Raw genomic sequence first — 21,711 nt, 5'->3', positions numbered from 1 at the left:
AATTTTATCTCCAATATCGTTCAGGGCTGTCTCACGTCTTGAATCCATCCATGCTCGACTCTACCCTGGCCTCCCCATCCGCCCCCGCCCGCGGGAACGCCCTCTCCATCGGCATTCTCGCCGTTGCGGCCTTTGTCATCGTTTCCACGGAATTCCTGATCGTGGGATTGCTGCCCGAACTGGCTCGGGACCTGTCCATCTCCGTATCGGCCGCGGGCCAACTGGTGACCTTGTTCGCGTTCACCGTGATGCTGTCCGGTCCGCTGCTGACGGCGGCGCTGTCGCACCTGGAGCGCAAGCGCCTGTTCGTGGCGATCCTGCTGGTCTTCGCCGCCTCCAATGCCTTGGCCGCGGCCGCGCCCAACATCTGGGTGCTGGCGCTGGCGCGCTTCATTCCTGCGCTGGCCCTGCCGGTGTTCTGGGGCATGGCCAGCGAAGCCGCGGCGCAACTGGCCGGCCCGCGCCGCGCCGGGCAGGCGGTGGCGCGCGTGTACCTGGGCATTTCCGCCGCCCTGCTGTTCGGCATTCCGCTGGGCACGCTGGCCGCCACGTCGATAGGCTGGCGCGGCAGCTTCTGGGGGCTGGCCGCGCTGTCCCTGGCGCTGGCCGCGCTGATGCTGGCCTGCATGCCGGCCTTGCCGCGCCCGCCGCGCGTCGGCTTGCGCGCGCAGGCGCAGATATTGCGGAATCCGCGCATGCTGGCCCACATCGGGCTGTCCGTGGCGGTATTCACCGCGATGTTCGCTGCCTATACCTATCTGGCCGACGTGCTGGAACGCATCGCCGGCGTGGCGCCGGGGCAGGTGGGATGGTGGCTGATGGGTTTTGGCGCGGCGGGCCTGGCGGGCAATTGGCTGGGCGGACTGGCGGCGGACCGCAATCCGCTGGCCGCGACCCTGGCGTTCACCCTGCTGCTGGGCCTGGGCATGATGGCCGCCATCCCCCTGGCTGCCTCGCTTGCCGGACTGCTGCCGGCGCTGGCCGCCTGGAGCATTGCCAATACGGCCCTGTATCCGGTCTGCCAGGTGCGGGTGATGAAGGTGGCGCCGCATGCTCAGGCCATGGCGGGGACGCTGAACGTGTCGGCGGCCAATGCCGGCATTGGCGCCGGCGCCATGCTGGGCGGATGGGCCATCGCGCAATGGGGACTGGGCAGCGTGGGCTATGTGGCCGGGGCCGTGGCGCTGCTGGCGGCGTTGGCGGTTCCCGCCATCGCCCGGCTGCGGCCATCCGTGGCAGCCTGATCCCGGCCGATGCGGACGATACCCGGCGTCCGCGAGCATGCAGGCGATGTCCGGCGCCCACTGGCCTCGGGCATGCCGGCCATGCTCGGCTGCCGCCAGCTTCAGGCTTGCAGGCGAGCCTCAGCGGCCGACGGCCTCGGCCGTACAGGCCGGCGCGGCGCATGCCGCGGGCGCCTTGATCAGGAACTCCTTCAGGCTGGCCACGTTGTTCTTCTTGAAGATGCGGTGCTTGTAGGTCACCACGGTGGTGGGCGACAGGCCCAGCTCGCGCCCCACTTCCTTGGCGGTATGGCCCTGACGCAGCAGGTCCGCCACCTGGACTTCGCGCAGCGACAGGCCGCTGCACCAGGAGGCCGCGCGCGCCGGCTCCGCTTCCGCGCGGCACAACTGGTGATGGCGCCGCGCCAGCGCGATCAGCAGGGGCGCGCGCCCGCGCATCAGTTCGGTCACGTTGGGTGAATGGGTGCGCGAGAAGTACAGGTTCAGGTAGCTGATGCCCTCGTCGCGGGCGCCGATGAGCGAAATCTTGCTGGCAAAGCCGGGGCGCTCGAACAGCAAGCGCCGGTACTCGTCATCCGCGATGCGTTCCGGGGACGCCGTCTGGACGACCAGGTCTGGATGATGGCCGGGCCGGCAGGCCATGTCGCGCAGCAGGCCGTAGTTGGGATCGCGCCGGTAGAACTCGTCGTCCACGAACACATTGGTGGTCCATTCGATCAGGGACTGGTTCAGCAGGCTGGCCGCCGACGAATACTGCACCCGGCCTTCGTGGCCGTAGAACACGTGCGACACGTGGTCGGCAGCCACCGTTTCGCGCAGCGCCAGCAGCAGCGCGGCATGGAACATCGGGCCGCCCAGGTCCATGACGGCGGACTCGGCCCAACGGTCCGGCCCTCCGCCCGCGGGCATCGGGTTGTATGTCTCTTCCATGGTGTCGTTTTCCCCCGCTTGCGCGTGTTTTCCCGATTCTAAGGTCATCCTCCGCCGCCGCGGTGTCCTCTCCCGTGAGGACATGACGGGCGCGCGTGGCGCTCCTAGAGTGGGGCCTGCAACAAACCACATCGAACTAGGGAAAACGATGAAAGAGCTTCCCATCTACCCATACGTCAGGCCCGATGACATGGACCGCCCGCGCCGCGAGCCGCATCCGGTGGCCGTCGTGGGGGCCGGACTGACCGGCCTGACGCTGGCCCTGGATCTGGTGCGGCGCGGCGTCCCCGTGGTCGTGCTGGACGACGACAACACCGTCGGCGTGCGCGGCCTGGCTTCGCGCGGCATGGTCTGGGCGCAGCGCACGCTGGACATCTTTGACCGCCTCGGCATGGCCGGCGAGGTGGTCGGCAAGGGCGTGCGCTGGAACGTGGGCCGCGTGCTGTGCCGCGACATGGCGGTCGCGTCCTTCACGCTGCAGGACCAGCCCGACATGCGCCACAACGGCTTCGTCAACCTGCAGCAGTACTACCTGGAGGCCTTCCTGGTGGATGCGCTGATGCGCGAGCCGCTGGCCGAGCTGCGCTGGCTGAACCGCGTCGCCGGCATCGAGCCGCAAGCCGAAGGCCCGGCGACCCTGCAAGTTGAGACGCCCGACGGCGCCTACGCCTGCCGCGCGCAATGGGTGATCGCATGCGACGGCGCCAACAGCGCGGTGCGCGGCATGCTGGGCCTGAGCCCGCGCGTGTACGACCAGACCGAGGACCGCTGGATCATCATCGACATCGTGCTGCGCGACACCGCCTGGCCAGAAGAGCGCTGGACCTGGCTGGACGCCCGCAGCAACCATGGCCGCGCGGTCTGGCGCCACAAGATGGCCGACGACACCTGGCGGCTCGACTTCCAGCTGCGTCCGGACGAAGACCCCGCCGAGGCGGCCACCGATGCAGCCATGCGCCAGCGGGTCTGGGACCTGCTGGGCGTACGCGTGGAGTTCGACATCGCCTGGCACGGCGTCTGGGCCTACCGCCATGAATGCCTGGACAACCTGCGCCACGGCCGCGTGCTGTTCGCGGGCGATTCGGCCCATCTGGTGGCGCCCTTCGGCGCGCGCGGCGGCAACGGCGGCATCCAGGACGCCGACAACCTGGGCTGGAAGCTGGCCCTGCTGCTGCAGGGCCGCGCCGGCGACTCCCTGCTGGATACCTATAGCGTCGAGCGCAAGCACGCGGCGATGGAGAACATCCGCCAGGCGCGCCGCTCCTCGCGCTTCGTCTATCCGGGCGCGGCCCGCTCCGCCGCGCTGTGGCGCGACGCCATCATCGACCTGGCGCCGCACCACGCCGTCGCCGCCCGCATGATCAACACCGGCCGCCTGTGCATGCCGGCCGTCTATCCCGCGTCGGCGCTGGCTTGCGGCACCCACGCCCTGGCCGGGCGCGCACTGCCCAACGTCGTGCTGCGGCAAGCGGATGGCCTGACCTTGCACGGCCTGCTCGGCCCCTGGTTCACGGTCCTGGTGTTCGGCAATGCCCTGCCCCCCGGCGTGCAGGACGGCGACAGCCTGGTGCGCTGGGTCGCCGTCGGCCCACTGTGCGACGAGCGCGGACAAGCCGCCCTGGCGCACCAGCTCGGGCAGGCGCTGGACGGCCAGGCCTGGCTGCTGCGGCCCGACCAGCATGTCATGGCAGCCGCCACGCCCGAGACGGGCGACCCCGAGGCCGTGCTGGCCTGGGTCGCCGCCGCGCTGGCTGCGTCCGGCGCCTGTTCCGAATCCCTGCCCGAGGCCCGCGGCCTCTACCGCTCAATCGGAGGCGCCAGCCATGCCGCTATCCCAGCAACAGCTTGACGACCTGCTGGAGCGCCTGATCGCGCTCACCAACGTGCCCGACCCCGAAGCCCAGCGCGACAGCCTGGCCCGGCTGTCGCTGCTGCTCATCGAAGCCGTGGACGACGCGGCCAGGGTGCAAGCAGCCGTCGACGAAATGCTGGCGGCCCAACCTGGCACGCCCGCCTTGAACATTCCATGAACCACGGAGACGGCGCCATGACGCTCAACCCATCCCCTGCCTCCCCGGCGGACGCCCCCGCCGCCTGCCCCGCCATCCAGGGCCTGCACCACTTCGCCTGGCGCTGCCGCGACGCCGAGGAAACCCGCCGTTTCTACGAAGACATCCTCGGCCTGCCGCTGGTGCACGTGGTCAAGGAGGAACGCGTGCCCTCCACGGGCGAGCATTGCCCCTTCGTGCATCTGTTCTTCGAATTCGCCGACGGTTCGCACATCGCCTTCTTTGACCTGGGCGACAACGGCCAGAGCCAGCCCGACCCCGCCACGCCGCGCTGGGTCAACCACTTCGCCATGGAAGTCCGCGGCGAAGCCGAGCTGGAGCGGATGCGCCAGCGGCTGCAGTCGCACGGCGTCGATGTGGTGGGGCCGACCGACCACCACTTCATCCGCTCGATCTATTTCTTCGACCCCAATGGCATCCGCCTCGAACTGACCCTGCGCCTGCCCGTAGCCGACTACGTAGCCCGCAAGCGCCGCAGCGCCCATGACGACCTGGCCGCCTGGACCCGCGACAAGGCCGCCGGCCTGATGCCCGGCGCCACCGGCACCAGCAGCCAGGAGCGCAGCCAGGCCCACGCCGGCTGAGCCGCCCCACCTCCCATCCCGTAAAGGAACACCATGAGCAAACCCTTCGCCTCCCAGGCCGACCTGGCGGAAAAGAAGATCTCCTTTGAACGCCTGTCCGAAAACGCCTACGCCTACGTGGCCGACGGCGATCCCAACTCTGGCGTGATCATCGGCGACGACAGCGTGATGGTGGTCGACGCGACCGCCACCCCGGCCATGGCCCAGGGACTGATACGCGCCATCCGCGGCGTCACCGACAAGCCCATCCGCCACGTCGCGCTGACCCACTACCACGCGGTGCGCGTGCTGGGCGCGTCCGCCTTCGCCGCCGAAGGCGCGGCCCACGTGTACGCCAGCCGCGGCACCCATGAACTCATCGTCGAGCGCGGCCAGGCCGACATGGATTCCGAGATCGGCCGCTTCCCGCGCCTGTTCCAGTCCGCCGAAGGCATCCCCGGGCTGACCTGGCCCACCGTGGTGTTCGAGCGCGAGCTGACGGTGTTCCTGGGCAGCCTCGAAGTGCGCATGCTGCATCTGGGCGCGGGCCATACCCGGGGCGATTCCATCGTCTGGATTCCGTCGCAGGGCATCTGTTTCTCCGGCGACCTGGTGGAGTTCAATGCGGGCGTCTACACGGGCGATGCCTACCTGTCCGACTGGCCCGCCACGCTGGACGCGCTGCAGGCGCTGGAACCGCGCCAGATGGTGCCGGGCCGCGGTCCGGCGCTGACCACGCCCGCCGCCTGCCGCGAAGCCATCGGCTACACCCGCAGCTGGGTCGAGACGCTGTACGGCTGCGCCCGCCAGGGCGTGGAGCAAGGCAAGAGCCTGAAGCAGGTCTATGAAGACACGCGCCGGGTGATGGACCCCGAGTTCGGCCACGTCGTCATCTACGAACACGCCATTCCCTTCGACGTCTCGCGCGCCTACGACGAGGCCAGCGGCATCGCCGATCCGCGCGTCTGGACCGCCCAGCGCGACCGCGACATGTGGGCCGAACTCACCGCCTGACCCCGGCCGCCCTTGCCGCGGCGTCCCTGCATCACAAGGCCCCGGCGGTCCCCCGCCGGGGTCTCCCCATCCGATACGGAGCACCTGAACATGAAACTCGCCACCCTGACCAATGGCGCCCGCGACGGCGCCCTGGCCGTCGTCAACCGCGACCTGACCCGCATGCGCGCCGTGCCACACATCGCCGCGACCCTGCAACAGGCGCTGGACGACTGGGCCCGTGCCGCGCCGCTGCTGCAAGCCGAATACGAAGCGCTGAACGCGGGCGACGGCGCCAGCCAGCCCTTCGACCCGGCCCGCTGCGCCGCGCCGATACCGCGCGCCTACCAGTGGCTGGACGCGTCCGCCTACCTGAACCACGTGGACCTGACGCGCCGCGCCCGCGGCGGCGAGATGCCGCCTTCGTTCCTGACCGACCCGCTGATGTACCAAGGCGCCTCCGACGACTTCATGGGACCCTGCGAGGACATTACCGCCGCCAGCGAGGAACTGGGCGTGGACCTGGAAGCGGAGATCGTCGTGGTGACCGACGACGTGCCGCTGGGCGTCGATGCGGACACGGCGCTGCACCACGTGGCGTTGCTGGGCCTGGTCAATGACGTGACCCTGCGCAACGTGGTGCTGCCCGAACTATCCAAGGGCTTCGGCTTCCTGCAGGGCAAGCCGGCCTCGGCGCTGTCGCCGGTACTGGTCACGCCCGATGAACTGGCGCCCTACTGGCGCGGCGGCAAGCTGCACCGCGCCATGCAGGTGTGGCTCAACGGCCGGCAAATAGGCCAGCCCCAGGCGGGCGAGGAAATGCAATTCCATTTCGGCGAGCTGATCGCGCACGCGGCCCGCACCCGCCGCCTGGGCGCCGGCACGCTGGTGGGCAGCGGCACCATTTCGAATGCCAGCGACGCCGCCGGCGTGTGCTGCCTGGTCGAGGCGCGCGTGCGGGAAAAGCTGCGCGACGGCGAAATGCGCACGCCCTTCCTCAAGCACGGCGACCGCGTGCGCATCGGCATGCGCGACGACGCGGGCCTGAGCCTGTTCGGCGACATCGACCAACTGGTGCGGATCCCCGGCACACGCCCCATGCCTGGCTCCGTCTCGGCCGGCGCGCCCGAAACCGCCGCCGCCTGACCGGAACCCGCCATGACCGACACGCCCGCCCTCACCCTGCACAGCTACTGGCGCAGTTCCGCCGCCTACCGGGTCCGCATCGCCCTGGCCTTGAAGGGCCTGCCGTACCGGCAGGTCACCTGGCACATGGTCAAGGGCGAGCACCAACAGCCGGCCTACCGCTCGCTGGCGCCCTTTGGCCTGGTGCCCATGCTGGAGATCGACGGCCTGCGCCTGCAGCAGTCGCTGGCCATCATCGAATACCTGGACGAGCGCCATGCCGGCACGCCGCTGCTGCCGGCCGATCCGGCGTTGCGAGCGCAAGCTCGCGCGCTGGCCCAACTGATCGCCTGCGAAATGCATCCGCTCAACAACCTGCGCGCGCTCAAGCGCCTGCGTACGCAGTTCGGCGCGGACGACGGGCAGATCCAGGACTGGTACCGCCACTGGTGCGCAGAGGGCTTCCAGGCCTTCGAAGCCGCGCTGCCCGCGGCCCAGGACGGCGGCTACGCGCTGGGCGCCGCGCCCACGCTGGTCGAGTGCTACCTGATCCCCCAGGTCTACAACGCCTTGCGCTACGGCGCGGACCTGGCGCCCTTCGAACGGGTCCGCGCCATCGTCCAGGCCTGCGCCCGCCTGCCTGCATTTGAAGCCGCCCGCCCGGAAAACCAGCCCGACGCGCCGCAGAGCGCGGCGGCCTAGACGACATCACCCAATAAGAAGCTGAACCGCCGCATTCCCCAAGGAGACAACCATGCAGACAGAAATCCCCGCCGACGGCGCCGCCGTCGCATCCGCACGCCGGTCCGCGTCCGGCCCGCTGGTCAGCGCCGACGACCGCAAGGTGCTGGCCGCCACGCTGGTCGGCTCGGCCATCGAGTGGTACGACTACTTCATCTACGTCCAGGCCGCGGGCCTGGTGCTGGGCTCCCTGTTCTTCGCGCCCTTCGCCAAGGAGAACCCGGAACTGTCGCTGATCCTGTCGTTCGCGACCGTGGGCGTGGCCTTCCTGTTCCGGCCGCTGGGCGCCATCGTTTGCGGCCATCTGGGCGACCGCTACGGCCGCAAGCGCGTGCTGGCGGCCACGCTGATCCTGATGGGCGTGTCCACCGCCCTGATCGGCGTGCTGCCGACCTACGCGCAGATCGGCATCTGGGCGCCGGTGATGCTGGTGACCTTGCGCGTGCTGCAAGGCTTTTCCGCCGGCGGCGAATGGGGCGGCGCGGCGCTCATGGCGGTCGAGCACGCGCCTGGCGACCGGCGTTCGCTGTTCGGCGCCTTCCCGCAGATCGGCGTGCCGCTGGGCATGATCGTCGCCACCGGCGTGCTGTGGTGCATCACCGCCCTGGTCGGCGCCGACAACTTCATGGCCTGGGGCTGGCGCGTGTCCTTCCTGCTGTCCATCGCGCTCATCGTGGTCGGCGTATTCATCCGCCGCGCCGTCGAGGAATCGCCCGTGTTCCTGCAGATGCAGTCGCGCCGCAGCCATTCCTCGGCGCCATTGGGCACGTTGCTGCGCAAGCATCCGCGCCAGATCCTGCTGACCACGCTGATCTTCGTGGGCAACAGCACGGCGGGCTACCTGCTGGTCGGCTTCTTCATCAGCTACGGCAGCCGGACCCTGCACATGCCGGCGCAGCAGGTGCTGATGATCTGCACGCTGGCCGCGGCCTGCTGGCTGGGCACCACGCTGCTGGGCGGCTGGCTGGGCGACCGCATCGGCCGCGTCCGTACCTTCCAGCTCGGCTACGTGCTGCTGGCGCTGTGGGCCATACCGATGTGGTCCTTCATCGAATCCGGCGACGTGATGCAGTTCGCCTTCGCCCTGGCCGTGCTGTCGGTGCCGCTGGGCCTGACCTACGGCCCGCAGGCCGCGCTGTATGCCGAGATGTTCCCGGCCGACGTGCGCTATTCCGGGGTGTCGGCGGGCTATGCGCTGGGCTCCATCCTGGGCGGCGCCTTCGCCGCGATGATCGCGCAGTCCATCATCACCGCCACCGGCCAGTCCTGGCATGTGGGCGTCTACGTCATCGTCATGGCCGTGGTGTCCTTCGTCGCCGTGAGCCTGGTCAAGGACCGCCCCGGCATCACGCTGCACGCCGATTGAACTTTCAAGCCATCCACCCACGCCATGAGCACAAGCATCCGCCAGGACGACCTGATCGAATCCATCGCCAGCGCGCTCCAGTACATCAGCCACTACCACCCGGCCGACTACATTGCGCATCTGGCCCGCGCCTACGAACGTGAGGCCAGCGCGCCGGCGCGCGACGCCATGGCGCAGATCCTGGCCAACTCGCGCATGGCCGCCATCGGCCGGCGGCCGATCTGCCAGGACACGGGGATCGTCAACGTCTTCCTGGAAGTCGGCATGGACGTGCGCTGGGCAGGCTTCACCGGCAGCCTGGAGGACGCCGTCAACGCCGGCGTGCGGCGCGCCTACCTGGACCCGGACAATCCGCTGCGCGCCTCGGTGGTGGCGGACCCGCTGTTCGGCCGCGGCAACACCCGCGACAACACGCCCGCCGTCATCAGCATGCGGATCGTGCCGGGTGCAAGCCTGGCGGTCACGGTGGCGGCCAAGGGCGGCGGCTCGGAAAACAAAGCGCGTCTCGCCATGCTGAACCCGGCCGACAGCATCGTCGACTGGGTGCTGGCGCAGGTTCCGGCCATGGGCGCCGGCTGGTGTCCGCCCGGCATGTTGGGCATAGGCGTGGGCGGCACTGCCGAAAAAGCGGTGCTGCTGGCCAAGGAAAGCCTGATGCAGCCCCTGGACATGCACGAAGTGCAGGCCCGGGCGCAGCGCGGCGAGACCCTGGCGCCCGAGGACGCGCTGCGGCTCGAACTATACGAACGCGTCAACGCGCTGGGCGTGGGCGCGCAAGGGCTGGGCGGCCTCACCACCGTGCTGGACGTGAAGATCAAGACCTACCCCACGCACGCGGCCGCCAAGCCCATCGCGCTGATCCCCAATTGCGCGGCCACGCGCCATGCGCGCTTCGTGCTGGACGGCTCCGGCCCCCTGCATCTGGATCCGCCTTCGCTGGATCTCTGGCCCGACCTGGGCGCGGAACACGGGTCGGACGCGGGTCGGCGCGTGAACCTGGACACCCTCACCCGTGAGGAAGTCGCATCCTGGCGCGCCGGTGAAACCCTGCTGCTCAACGGCCGCATGCTGACCGGACGCGATGCCGCGCACCAGCGGATCCGCGAAATGCTGGCGCGGGGCGAGCCCCTGCCCGCCGACTTCCGCGGCCGCGCCATCTACTACGTGGGTCCGGTGGACGCGGTACGCGACGAAGCGGTCGGCCCCGCCGGCCCCACGACCTCGACCCGCATGGACGGCTACACCGACATGATGCTGGAACGCACGGGTCTCCTGGCGATGATAGGCAAGGCGGAACGCGGACCGCAGGCGGCCGAGGCAATCCGGCGCCATCGGGCGGCCTACCTGATCGCGGTGGGCGGCGCGGCCTATCTGGTGTCCCGCGCCATCCGCAGCGCCCGCGTCATCGCCTTCGAGGACCTGGGCATGGAGGCAATCCACGAGTTCGAGGTCACGGATATGCCCGTAACCGTGGCGGTGGACGCCGAGGGCGGGAACCTGCATGTATCGGGGCCGGCGCGCTGGCGCCGAACGGCGGGCGCCAGGGAGATACCGGTGGCGATTGCCGGGGCGCTCTGACAAGCGCTGCGGATGCAGGCCGCTCCGACAGGCGGCCCGGACGAGAGCCGCCCCTGGCGCGACCCGACACGCGCCGCCTCCTGGGCCGGGCCAGTCTTCAGCCCAGCTTGAACTCCACCACCGCCCCGCCGCTGCCATACAGCGGCGCATACTCCAGCACGTTGGCGCCGCGGAACTGATCGCCCAGCGCGCCCAGCAGCCAGGACATGTGCTTGAAGCCCATCTCGGCCTTGGCCTGCCCCGCGTAATCGGGCATGACTGCGCGCAGTTGCGCGGCATCGCCGCTTTCCAACAGCGCCAGCATGCGGCGGTTCCAGTCGTCGTCGGCCTGGGAGATCAGGCGGTCTGATTCCGGAGCCACCGGCTCGCGGAACATGGTGTTGGACAGCCCGCCTATGCCGATGACCGCCGCTCGCTTGCCTTGCGCCGCGGCCGCCTGCACGGCAATGCGGCTCAGCTGCTCCGTCTGCGCGTGATCGTGGTACAGGTTGTTGGCCGCCAGCGTCACGGGCAACTGGTCGGAGCCGAAGCCCATCAGCGTACTGACCGTGATGGTGCCCGTATCGATGGGGAACTGGTCGTAGTCCACGCCGCGCGCATGGATGCCGGCATCGCGGCAGCCTTGCACGCAGGCTTGGGCCAGGCTCGCGTCGCTGGCGATGTCGAAGGACAGCTCGCCGTACTCGTGCCAGTTCTCATCCACGTGCACGCCGGTGCTGCGCCGGCGCGTGATCCATAGCTGATCCAGCACCGCCATCCACTGCGTCGAATACACCAGCACAACGTCGGGCCGGGACGCCGCCAGCGACTTGCCGGCCGCGCGCAGCGCCTGGTTCAGGCGTCCCCAGGGCGCCACGTCGCTGCGCAGCTGCGGCAGCGGGCTGCCAGGGACGAGAAATGCGGAAACGAGGGTCATGGCATGTCTCCGTGATAGCTAGGCCGCCGCGCCGGCGGGTACCTGGAGGCGGGACAGCCCGGCCTCCTGCAGATTCCATTCCATCACCGCGTTGCCGGTGCCGATCACGGTGCCATAGCCGTGGAACTTGCCAGCCAGCTGCGGATAGCCCATGGCGGCATGCATCCAGGTGAAAGCGCCGGACTTCACTTCGGCGAAGGCTTCGTCGATGAACTGGGGGAGCAGCTCGAACACCTCGCCCATCCGGCCCTTGCGCATCAGCTCGATCATGCGGATGTCCCACAGATAGCCGTCGTAGCGCGCCGGGTGCTCCTTGGACATGTCCTCGGGCACCTCGGGCTGTTCATGGAAATGCCAGTGCGACAGCGTGTTGCTGGCCAGCAGCACCGCCCGCCGCCCGCTCTTGCGTATCGCTTCGCGCGTGGCGCGGCCCAGCAGGTCCATTTCCTTCAGCCCTTCCTGGGTGTTGAGGTAGTACGGCGTGTTGTTCGCCGACAGCCCCACCACTGGAATGTCCCACTGCGGCCGCACCATGTGCAGCGTGGTGATGGTGCCGTAGTCCACCCTGAACTTGGGGTTGCGCATCATCTTGGTGACCAGGCCCAGCTTGCGGCCTTCCTCGCAACAGGCCTCGGCCAGCGCCACGTCCACGTCCATGCCGAAGTCGTAGCGGAACAGGTCGGGAAAGATCGGGTCCACTGAACGCCCCGCCAGATGCGGCACGCCCAGGAAGTGATGGCCCACCTGGGTGATCCAGTGCGGCGAATGCACCAGCAGCACATCGGGCTGCAGGCGTTCGATGCTCTCGCGCACGTGGTCGTAGGCCCAGCGCAGGCTTTCCCAGCCGCCGCGCGAGCGCGGCTCGTTCTGCGGGGGGTTCTCGCCGTACACCAGGTGCGGCGGGTGGGGAGCCAGGAATCCGGAAAGAATTTCGCCGTCCTTCATTGCTTACTCCTTTGCGAGAGCAGTAGGAACCCGCGGGACCGATGCCGCGAGGCGAGTCATTTTGTACGTATACGTACTGGATTCAAGTATCGATTCGCTGGCGGCTGCTGTCAACGACCGGTGCGTATTTGCTGGATAGGGAGTTTCCCGAGCAGGCACGAACCAGGGCGCCGCTCGCTGCGCCTCAAAAATACTTGTGAGCGCTGGCCGGCGGAATCCCTATTTTCAGCCAGGCCAATCCATGCCGCCTATGAATATTATTCCAACGACTCATCGCTGGCAGTGCGGTTATATAAATATCATTCCCCCGCCAGGCGCATGATTATTTATATATGAAGCCGAAGTATTTTTTCGGGTTATCCCCAGTTACTGGTGAAAAACGCCGATTTTAGTATCGAGTTGCCTGATGGCGCCACGCCATTCCAAGCGTTCGACCGCCACCGCGCAAATTCAAGGGTATTTATCATGACCCACGCAATCAGAATAATATTATTGATCCCCTTGTTGCTCCTGACCAGCCCATCCAGCCATGCCGTCGTAGCTGGCGGGATTCTTTCGATTCAGCATGCATGGCCAGCCAACTCGGAATTCGACAAACTGCATTTCTTCCAGCAGGTGAACAGCGACGGCGGGACGCAGTCGCGCTACTACTGGGCAAACCAGTTTCATTTCAAACAAGGGGATGGCGGCTATATAGGCTTGCAGAACAGGGGCAACAATACTCATGCCTTCAACTATTCCATCTGGCAGGCAACGGGCTGGAAGAGCGGCAATTGCAGCTTCTTTGACCACGAGAATTCGGGAGTGCAATGCCAGGTCGTCGTACCGTGGGAAACCGGGCGCCAGTATAGGTTGGACGTTTCCAAGACTCGCAACCTCGTGACTGGAACGGTAACCGACTTGATGGATGGCACCAGCACGACGATTGCCGTCATCGAAGTGCCCGATACCTTCGGCAAACTGTACTCGTCTTCCAGCTTTGTTGAGGAATACTCCCAGGGAAATGAACAGCTTTCCTCTTGCTATGTAATGGGGAGCCAAAGCTCAATCTTCCGCAACCCAATAGGCGATGACAAGACGGAGGCGAAGCAAAGCTCCTACACCTATGGAGCTTGCAACGATCCGTATGTGGTGCAAACCGCCTGCGACGATGATGCTTGCATCAATACCGTAAGCGATCTTGGCGCCATCGCTTCCCCCATGGCGCCCACGATCACGGTTGTGAATGTCAGCGACTTGTCCGCCGACTCCATCTCTGAAGCGTTGGGCGACCGGAATCTGATCGCGATTCGCTCGCAGGATGGAAGCTGGGCGCCGAATATCTACTTTCCGCAGCCTGACACGCTTAAATGGAAATCGATATTCGTGGACCACCGGGCCGGCTACACCTCATCCATCCACGTAAATGGCGAGGTGACGACGGTGAGTAAGGGCCAGCAACTGATGTATATGTCAGATGGCAGAAGATGGACGATCATCGACCGCAATTGAGATACTTTCCATGTGCCGCCTTGTGCATGGCAACGTCAACGCATAGTTGGCCACATCCGGAAACAAACGGCGGCCGGGCTCCGATATCATCCCGACTCCTCGCGCCCCGCCCGCCCGAACATGAGTCCACTGCCCGCCCCTTGCCGCCTTTTGTCCCGGCGCCTGATCAGCCTGATCCTCCTGACGGCGCTCGGCCCGCTGGCCGCCAGCTTCGGCACAGCGGCCCAGGCGCAAACCGCCCGCAAACCGTCGCCCTATGAGAACTCCCGCCCGCTGAGCCCCGACGAGCGCGCAGCGCAGGCGGAAGACGGCAAGAAAGCCGGCCCGGCGTTCCTGGGCCAGATCCGGACCCAGGCCGAGTTCCAGCAGCTGGCCCGGGTCTACAACCCCGGCACGCCGCTGGAAATCCCGCACGTGCTGTTCGTCATCGACCGCAAGCAGAGCGACCGTATCTACTACGTCAACACGCCGCGCTATACGTTGCACGAGAACTTCGCGCGCGAGCGGCGCCTGCTGCCCGCCGACGACAAGGCCACGCTGATCGCGCAGTACAAGGACCCGCAACGGCGCCTGCTGTTCGGCACCCTGAGCTGGCAACGGGACTTGCCCGGCTACACCTATGAATTCTGGGAAGGCGACCGGCTCACCCCGGCCCTGCTCAAGCTGACCGATGAAAAACTGAAGGCCAGCTTCCAAGAACAGGTACGCTTCAAAGCCAATTCCACGCTGCATGAACAGGTCGCGCAGACCGCCGGCCTGAATGCGGTGACGCAGGAATCGTTGCTGCGCGAACAGACCTTCCTGCCGCTGAACACGGGCCAGGCCCAGGGCCGGCTGCGCATCGTCGCCTCGGTGGACGAAACGCCGGACCTGTCGCCGACCGATATCCTGGTGCTGGACGAGGTGCCGGTCGCGCTGCCGCCAGTGGCAGGGCTGGTCACGCAGCGGCCCTCCACCCTGCTGTCCCACGTCAACCTGCTGGCCAAGGGCTGGCGCATTCCCAACGCCTACGTGCGCGACGCGGTGACGGCACTGCGCGAGTACGACGGCCAGTGGGTCGAGCTGACCGTCACCAGCAACGGCTATCAGGTGCAACGCATCGCCAAACCCGAAGTTGCCTCGCCGCCCAAGGCCGCCCCGCCGCTGCCCAAGCCCGACCTGACGGTCAAGGCGATCAAGCCGCTCGCCGGCATGGCCACGCGCGACAGCCGCCATTGCGGCGTCAAGGCGGCCAACCTGGGCGCGCTGAAGTCCGCGCTGCCGCCCGCGGCCACCGTGCCGGACGGCTTTTGCATCCCCTTCGCGCAGTACGCGGCCTTCATGGCGCAGTTGGGCGTGCCGCAACGCATCGCCGCGCTAGAGCGGCGGCCGGACTTCATCAGCGACTCCAACGTGCGCCGCGCCGAACTGGCCGCGCTGCGGCAGGACATCGTCCAGGCCCAACCCGACCCGGCGCTGGCCGCCGCGTGGCGCGAACGCTGGCAGAAGCAACTGCAAGGACGCGGCGTATTTGTGCGCAGCTCGTCCAATTCCGAAGACCTGCCAGGCTTCAGCGGCGCGGGGCTCTACACCACCGTACCCAACGTCACGCAGGCCGACGCGCTGGCGCGGGCAGTGCAAACGGTGTGGGCTTCGGTCTACAACTATGAAGCCTACGAGGCCCGGCGCGCGGCCGGCATCGGCCAGGACGGCGTGGTGATGGCGGTGCTGGTGCAGCAGGCGGCGGCATCGGACAGTTCGGGCGTGATGATCACGCGCGATCCCTTCGATGCCTCGCGCCGCTACGTCACCTACATCTCGGCCAAGCGCGGCCTGGGCATCAAGGTGGTGGAAGGCAAACGCCAGGCCGAGCAGCTGATGTATTCCAGCTGGTCCAGGGCGGTGCAGGTGCTGAGTCGTTCCGCCGAAGACACCCAGCTGGTGGCGGACGCCGCGGGCGGCGTGCGCGAAGTGCCGATCGAAGGCCCGCGCCAGGTATTGAATGACGCCCTGGTGGCGCGCCTGGCTGCCGTTGGCAGCCAGATCAAGCAGCGCCTGGGCGGCGTGGACCAGGATATCGAATGGGCCGTGCAGGGAGAGAACATCCTGGTCCTGCAGGCCCGGCCGTATATCGACGGCAGCCGGTAAGGACTTCAGTCCGGACTCGCGCCCGAGGCCTGCACGACCTGCTTCCACTGCATGAACTCGGCCTGCTGGCGCGCCGCCAGCTCGGCCGGGCCGTCATGCATCATCGTGACCCCCAACTGGTCGAACTTCTGTTGCAGCGCCTGGTCGGCCAGGACTTTCCGGATGGCCTGGTGCAAGGTGTCGATCGACGCGCGGGGCGCTTCCTTGGCGCCATAGAACGCGACCCACAGATCGCCGCGGAAACCCGGTATGGCTTCGTTGATGGCAGGCACATCGGGCAGCAAGGCGTTGCGCTTTTCGCTGCTGACGCCCAGCGCGCGCAGCTTGCCGGCCTTGATGCCTTCGACCGCCGAAGGCAGGCTGGCGAACAGCATGGGCACCTGGTTGCCCATCACGTCCGCCATGGCCGGCGACACGCCGCGATAGGGAATGTGCTGCATGCGCAGGCCGCCCATCTGGTCCAGCATGACGCCCAGCAGATGATTCAAGGTCCCCGCGCCGGCCGAGGCGTACTGGTACTTTTCCGGATTGGCCTTGATCAGGGCCATGAATTCCTGCATGTCCTTGGCGGGAAAGGCGGGATTCACGCACAGCACGTTGGGCACTTCACCCACAGCGGCGATCGGCGTGAAGTCCTTGATCGGATCGAATTTCGCGTCTTTGTAGACCCAGGGCACGATCAACTGGTTGCTGTTTGCCGTGAACAGCACGGTGTAGCCATCCTGCGGCTCGCGCAGGAAGGCCTGCGTGCCCACGACGCCGCCGGCGCCAGGCTTGTTGATGACGACCACGGGCTGTCCGAGCTCGGCGCCGAGCTTTTCCGCCATGATGCGCGCGACAATGTCCACCGTGCCGCCGGCCGCCGTCGGCACGACGACGTTGATCGGACGGTCAGGAAAGGCGGCATGGGCCTGCCCCAATCCCGTCACGGCCACGGCGGCGCACAGGGCCAACACGCCCTGCCTCAGTATCTTGAATCCCATTTCATTCCCCTTGCTGTTTCAGCAGATGATGTAACTTCCGGCCGACGGCGAGCAAGGCTAGGTCCTCGCCCAGATCGCCGACCAATTGCATGCCCAAAGGCAGTCCCGCGCGGCTGAACCCGGTCGGCAGGTGCAGGCATGGCCACCCCAGCACCGACCAGATCTTGTTGTATGAAGCGTCGCCGGTGTGGGCCAGTCCATGCGGCGCGGGACCCGGCGTACTGGGCGTAAGCACCAGGTCGGCGCCGCCGTAGCGCGCGCTCCAGCCCTGGCGCAGCGCGGCCTGGACCTCGCGCATCTCCTGGTACTGCCCGGCCCCGATGGCCAGGCCATGCGCCACCGCCTGGCGCAAGGCCTCGCTCAGGGCATGCCCCTGGCGCTCCAATACCGGCGCCAGGCTGCGCGCGAACTCGTAGTGCATGATCACGTCGTGCGCCTGCAGCAGCAGCGCCGTCTCATGCTCGGCTTCCACGGTCACGCACTGCACCTCATGCGTGGCCAGTACTGCGCGGGCGCGCTCGATCTCGGCCCGGCTCTCGGCGCACAATCCGGCTTTCGGATTGCCCAACTGCACCGCAATGGTCAGGCGCCGCTGCTCCGCGCCGTCGGCGTCCACGCCGCCGACAAGTACGTCCGCAATGGCCTGGGCATCCGCCACGCTGTTCGCGTACCAGCCTATGGTGTCCAGCGACTCGCAGGTGAGCTTCATGCCGTCCCGGAACACGCGGCCCACGCTCGGCTTGAATCCCACCACCCCGCAATACGCGGCCGGGCGGATCATCGAGCCTCCGGTCTGCGTGCCCAGGGCCGCTGGCACCATGCCGGCCGCCACCGCGGCTGCGGAGCCGCTAGATGAACCGCCGGGCGTGTGCGCCAGCGCATGAGGATTCCGGGTCGGGCCCGGCGTCCTGAAGGCGAACTCGGCCGTCACTGTCTTGCCCACGGGAATCGCGCCGGCAGCGCGCAGCATGCCCACGCTGCAGGCGTCGAACGCGGCCTTGCCGGCAGTCATGGCAGGCGCTCCGAAACCGGTGGGCATATCGGCCACGTCGATCACGTCCTTGATGCCGATGGGGACGCCGGCCAGCGCGCCGGCGGCGTGCCGCGCCGGTTCCATCTGTTCCAGCGCCGCGGCGGGCAGCACATGGCTCCAGGCGCGGATCGCCGGCTCTTGCCGGGCAATCGCCGCCAGGCTCTGGCGCGCCGCCGCGAACACCGCCGCCTCGCCGTCCCTTACTCCTTGGGCGATGGCAGTGACTGAAGCGGAAAGGGAAGCAAGGGACATAGGCAAATCCGGCATGCCGGTTGAATGTAGCGATGCGGCATCTTAGGAACTCGACTAATCTATGTCCAATTGGTAATTTCGCCTTGATTATGTCGAAATCAGAATTAATCTTCCTGGACGGCCGGCTGCTGGTCCTGTTCTGCACCTTGGCTGAAGAGCTGCACTTCGCCCGGGCCGCGGCGCGCCTGTTCATGACCCAGCCGCCCCTCACGCAGCAGATCAAGCGGCTGGAAGCGATCGTCGGCGTGCCCCTGTTCGTGCGCACCACGCGCTCGGTGAAACTGACGCCCGCCGGCGAAATCATGTACGAACGTGCGCGCAAGATCGCCGCGGACACGCAGCTCATGCTGCGCCAGGCGCGCCGCACGGCGCGCGGCGAGACCGGCTCGCTGGTGATAGGCATCACGCCCAGCGCCGCGAGTTCGCCGCTGGTGTCGGCGCTCAGCCACTACCGCGACGCACACCCGGAAGTCCGCATCGATCTGCGCGAGATGAATTCCGTGGACATGGAGCCCGCGTTGCGGTCGCGCGTGGTCGATGTGGCGCTGATGCGTCCGCATCCGCTGGATGCGGATATCGTGACCCGCGTCATCTACGAAGAGCCCCTGCGCGTGGCGCTGCGCCACGATCATGCGCTGGCGAATCAGCGCGATGTTGCGCTGGAAGAGCTGCTGGAATTTCCCCTGGTGGGCTACCGCCAGGACATCTCGCCGTACTTCCGCAACATGATCCAGGCGCTGTTCGCACGTGCGCAACTGAAGCCGGAAATCGCGCAGGAAAGCGTCATTCCCACCCTGCTGACGCTGGTGGAAGCCGGCATCGGGCCTGCACTGGTGCCCCAATCATTGTCCCGCATGCGCTCGGACTCATTGCGCTTCCTGCCCTTGCGCGACGTGGCTGGAGCCACGGCTCAGGTGGTGTTGGCGGCGTTGCGCGACCAGGGCAACCCTGCGGTGGAGGGATTCAGCGCCGCCTTGGCGCAAGCCGTGGCCCCTCGCCAAGCACTGGTTTAGGCCTTTGGCGGAACGCCGCGCGTGCGCGGCGTTCCGCGCCCCTTAGATGTGCAGCGCGTGGCCCAGCGCCTTGAGCGCCGCTTCCTGCACCGCTTCGCCTAGGGTCGGATGCGCGTGGATGGTGCCCGCCACGTCTTCCAGCGTGGCGCCCATTTCCAGCGACTGGCCGAAGGCCGTCGACAGTTCCGACACGCCGCGCCCCACCGCCTGCCAACCCAGGATCAAATGGTTGTCGCGGCGCGCCACCACGCGCACAAAGCCGTCGGTGGCTTCCAGCGTCATCGAGCGCCCGTTGGCGGCGAAGGGGAAGGACGCCGTCAGGCAGTCCAAGCCGGCGCTTTCCGCCTCATTGGGCGACAGGCCGGCCACCACGACCTCGGGATCGGTGAAGCAGACCGCCGGAATGGACGCCGGCTGGAAATGCCGGCGCTTGCCCGCCACCAGTTCGGCCACCATCTCGCCCTGCGCCATGGAGCGATGCGCCAGCATGGGCTCGCCGGCAATGTCGCCGATGGCCCAGACGTCGCGCATGGAGGTGCGGCACTGGTCGTCGATGCGCAGCGCATTGCCCTTGCGGTCCAGCTGCAGGCTTTCCAGCCCCCAGTCCAGCGTGCGCGGACGCCGTCCCACCGCGATCAGCACGCGGTCTGCCGGCAGCAGGGTTTCGACGCCCGCCGCGTCCTGCACCCGCACCGCGTTGCCGGCGCCGTTCAGGCCCAACACCTTGCGGCCCAGATGCAGATCCACGCCCATCTTCGTCAGCGCGGCGGCCACTGGCTTGGTGAGTTCGGCGTCGTAAGTCGGCAGGATGCGGTCCTGCGCCTCCACCACCGCCACCTCGGCGCCGAGCTTGCGGTACACGGTGCCGAGTTCCAGGCCGATATAGCCGCCGCCCACCACCACCAGTTGCTTGGGGACGCTGGTCGGCGACAGCGCCTCGGTGGACGACACCACCATGCCGCCAAACGGCATGGAGGGCAGCGGCGTGGGCTCGGAGCCCGCCGCCAGCAGCAGGTGTTCGCACTGGATGCGGATGGCGCCGGACTCGCCGGCGTCGACTTCCACGGTCTTGCCGTCCAGCAGCCGGGCCCAGCCGCGCACCACTTCCACGCCGTTCTTCTTCAGCAACGCCGCCACGCCTCCGGTCAGCTTGCCGACGATGCCGTCTTTCCAGGCCACGGTCTGGGTCAGGTCGATGGCGGGCGCCGACACCGAAATGCCCAGCGCCGACTTGCCCGCGTAATGGCGCGCCTTGTCGAATTCCTCGGCCGCGTGGATCAGCGCCTTGGAGGGAATGCAGCCGATGTTCAGGCAGGTACCGCCCAGTTGGGCGCCTTCGACCAGGATGGTCGGCACGCCCAGCTGGCCGGCGCGGATGGCGGCGACGTAGCCGCCGGGGCCGCCGCCGATCACCAGCAAAGTCGTAGTCTTAGTGATCTGGCTCATGCTTACTCCACGAAAAGCAGCGCGGGTTGTTCCAGCAGCGCGCGCACCGCCTGGATGAAGCGCGCCGCGTCCATGCCGTCCACCACGCGGTGGTCGAAGGACGACGACAGGTTCATCAGCTTGCGCGCCACCACGGCGCCGTTGCGGATGGCGGGCCGCTCGACGATGCGGTTCACGCCCACGATGCCGACCTCGGGATGGTTGATCACCGGCGTGGTGACGATGCCGCCCAGAGGACCCAGGCTGGTGATGGTAATGGTCGACCCCGACAGTTCGTCGCGGCTGGCCGCGCCGGTGCGAACCGCTTCGGCCAGGCGAACGATCTCGGCCGCCATGGACCACAGATCGCGCGCCTCGGCGTGGCGCATGACCGGCACCATCAGCCCGCCGTCGCTTTGCGTGGCGATGCCGATGTGGACCGCGCCGTAGCGCGTGACCACGCCGCCTTCGTCGTCGTAGCGCGCGTTGATCTGCGGGAAATCGCGCAGCGCCACGACCATCGCGCGCGCCAGCAGCGGCAACAGCGTGAGCTTGCCGCGCGAGGCGCCCCACTTCTGGTTGAGGCTGGCGCGCAGCTCTTCCAGTTCGGTCACGTCGATTTCCTCGACGTAGCTGAAGTGCGGGATGCGGCGCTTGGACTCGGCCATCTTCTGCGCGATCTTGCGGCGCAGGCCGATGACCGGCACGTTTTCCTCGTCGTTGCGTTCGGCATAGGCCGCGCCGCCGCGGGCTTGGGTCCCCGCCCCCTGGCCTTGCAGGTAGGCGTCCAGGTCTTCGTGCAGGATGCGGCCTGCCGGGCCGCTGCCGGGCACGTAGCGCAACTCGATGCCCAGGTCCCAGGCGCGCTTGCGCACGGCCGGCGAGGCCAGCGGCTTGTCGCCGGGCTGGCGCGCGAC

Annotated in this window: 19 protein-coding genes; 12 read left to right on the top strand and 7 right to left on the bottom strand. The window is 67.8% G+C overall.

Translation table 11 applies throughout. The features are described from left to right. Window positions 1–50 precede the first annotated feature (50 nt). Window positions 51–1,244, top strand: a complete 1,194-nt coding sequence (locus WBB14_RS33660; protein WP_424243592.1) for an MFS transporter — start codon at window positions 51–53, stop codon at window positions 1,242–1,244. A gap of 120 nt (window positions 1,245–1,364) precedes the next feature. On the opposite strand, the gene WBB14_RS33655 is transcribed toward WBB14_RS33660, so the two are convergent. Beyond that, a complete protein-coding gene (locus WBB14_RS33655) occupies window positions 1,365–2,174 on the bottom strand; it encodes a helix-turn-helix transcriptional regulator (RefSeq protein ID WP_424243591.1) in 810 nt (269 codons plus the stop codon). Window positions 2,175–2,322: 148 nt separating this feature from the next. On the opposite strand from WBB14_RS33655, the gene WBB14_RS33650 reads away from it, so the two are divergent. The 8 genes from WBB14_RS33650 to WBB14_RS33615 all read left to right on the top strand — a co-directional run bounded on the left by WBB14_RS33650 (window position 2,323) and on the right by WBB14_RS33615 (window position 10,609). After that, complete coding sequence (locus WBB14_RS33650) at window positions 2,323–4,023, top strand: FAD-dependent oxidoreductase (RefSeq protein ID WP_424243590.1); 1,701 nt, start codon at window positions 2,323–2,325, stop codon at window positions 4,021–4,023. Beyond that, a complete protein-coding gene (locus WBB14_RS33645; RefSeq protein ID WP_424243589.1) occupies window positions 3,998–4,204 on the top strand; it encodes a DUF2783 domain-containing protein in 207 nt (68 codons plus the stop codon). Before WBB14_RS33650 ends, WBB14_RS33645 begins: the two co-directional genes overlap by 26 nt. Window positions 4,205–4,221: 17 nt before the next feature. Further along, a complete protein-coding gene (locus WBB14_RS33640; protein ID WP_424243597.1) occupies window positions 4,222–4,827 on the top strand; it encodes a VOC family protein in 606 nt (201 codons plus the stop codon). Between the two features lie 33 nt (window positions 4,828–4,860). After that, on the top strand, window positions 4,861–5,820 hold the full coding sequence (locus tag WBB14_RS33635) for an MBL fold metallo-hydrolase (protein WP_424243588.1): 960 nt from the start codon (window positions 4,861–4,863) through the stop codon (window positions 5,818–5,820). A 90-nt stretch (window positions 5,821–5,910) separates the two neighbouring features. After that, window positions 5,911–6,945: a fumarylacetoacetate hydrolase family protein gene (locus tag WBB14_RS33630; RefSeq protein WP_424243587.1), complete on the top strand. Its 1,035-nt coding sequence runs from the start codon at window positions 5,911–5,913 to the stop codon at window positions 6,943–6,945. Between the two features lie 12 nt (window positions 6,946–6,957). Then, window positions 6,958–7,626: a maleylacetoacetate isomerase gene (maiA, locus tag WBB14_RS33625; protein ID WP_424243586.1), complete on the top strand. Its 669-nt coding sequence runs from the start codon at window positions 6,958–6,960 to the stop codon at window positions 7,624–7,626. A gap of 52 nt (window positions 7,627–7,678) precedes the next feature. Next, on the top strand, window positions 7,679–9,031 hold the full coding sequence (locus tag WBB14_RS33620) for an MFS transporter (RefSeq protein ID WP_424243585.1): 1,353 nt from the start codon (window positions 7,679–7,681) through the stop codon (window positions 9,029–9,031). Window positions 9,032–9,055: 24 nt separating this feature from the next. After that, complete coding sequence (locus tag WBB14_RS33615; protein ID WP_424243584.1) at window positions 9,056–10,609, top strand: fumarate hydratase; 1,554 nt, start codon at window positions 9,056–9,058, stop codon at window positions 10,607–10,609. A gap of 97 nt (window positions 10,610–10,706) precedes the next feature. On the opposite strand, the gene WBB14_RS33610 is transcribed toward WBB14_RS33615, so the two are convergent. Beyond that, on the bottom strand, window positions 10,707–11,525 hold the full coding sequence (locus WBB14_RS33610) for a tRNA U-34 5-methylaminomethyl-2-thiouridine biosynthesis protein (protein ID WP_424243583.1): 819 nt from the start codon (window positions 11,523–11,525) through the stop codon (window positions 10,707–10,709). Between the two features lie 18 nt (window positions 11,526–11,543). Next, window positions 11,544–12,470 carry a 2-aminophenol 1,6-dioxygenase subunit beta gene (gene cnbCb, locus WBB14_RS33605; RefSeq protein ID WP_424243582.1) on the bottom strand — a complete coding sequence of 309 codons (927 nt, stop codon included), beginning with the start codon at window positions 12,468–12,470 and terminating at the stop codon, window positions 11,544–11,546. 372 nt (window positions 12,471–12,842) lie between these two features. On the opposite strand from cnbCb, the gene WBB14_RS33600 reads away from it, so the two are divergent. Then, a complete protein-coding gene (locus WBB14_RS33600) occupies window positions 12,843–13,961 on the top strand; it encodes a DUF3472 domain-containing protein (RefSeq protein ID WP_424243581.1) in 1,119 nt (372 codons plus the stop codon). Window positions 13,962–14,081: 120 nt separating this feature from the next. Beyond that, window positions 14,082–16,088: a PEP/pyruvate-binding domain-containing protein gene (locus tag WBB14_RS33595; protein WP_424243580.1), complete on the top strand. Its 2,007-nt coding sequence runs from the start codon at window positions 14,082–14,084 to the stop codon at window positions 16,086–16,088. Between the two features lie 5 nt (window positions 16,089–16,093). On the opposite strand, the gene WBB14_RS33590 is transcribed toward WBB14_RS33595, so the two are convergent. Both WBB14_RS33590 and WBB14_RS33585 read right to left on the bottom strand, forming a co-directional pair. Beyond that, a complete protein-coding gene (locus WBB14_RS33590) occupies window positions 16,094–17,071 on the bottom strand; it encodes a Bug family tripartite tricarboxylate transporter substrate binding protein (protein ID WP_424243579.1) in 978 nt (325 codons plus the stop codon). Window position 17,072: 1 nt separating this feature from the next. Next, window positions 17,073–18,356 (bottom strand): amidase, encoded by a 1,284-nt coding sequence (locus WBB14_RS33585; protein WP_424243578.1) that lies wholly within the window; start codon window positions 18,354–18,356, stop codon window positions 17,073–17,075. A gap of 89 nt (window positions 18,357–18,445) precedes the next feature. Between WBB14_RS33585 and WBB14_RS33580 the strand changes: the two genes are divergently transcribed. Next, window positions 18,446–19,369 (top strand): LysR substrate-binding domain-containing protein, encoded by a 924-nt coding sequence (locus WBB14_RS33580; RefSeq protein WP_424243577.1) that lies wholly within the window; start codon window positions 18,446–18,448, stop codon window positions 19,367–19,369. A 42-nt stretch (window positions 19,370–19,411) separates the two neighbouring features. On the opposite strand, the gene lpdA is transcribed toward WBB14_RS33580, so the two are convergent. Continuing rightward, window positions 19,412–20,815, bottom strand: coding sequence for a dihydrolipoyl dehydrogenase (gene lpdA, locus WBB14_RS33575; protein WP_424243576.1), 1,404 nt, complete (start codon window positions 20,813–20,815; stop codon window positions 19,412–19,414). Window positions 20,816–20,817: 2 nt separating this feature from the next. After that, a partial coding sequence (locus WBB14_RS33570; RefSeq protein WP_424243575.1) for a dihydrolipoamide acetyltransferase family protein occupies window positions 20,818–21,711 on the bottom strand: 894 nt, incomplete at its 5' end.

Origin of the sequence: Achromobacter sp., assembly GCF_049647645.1 — a bacterium.
Taxonomy (GTDB): domain Bacteria; phylum Pseudomonadota; class Gammaproteobacteria; order Burkholderiales; family Burkholderiaceae_B; genus Achromobacter.
This window is presented reverse-complemented; position numbering and strand designations above follow the sequence as displayed.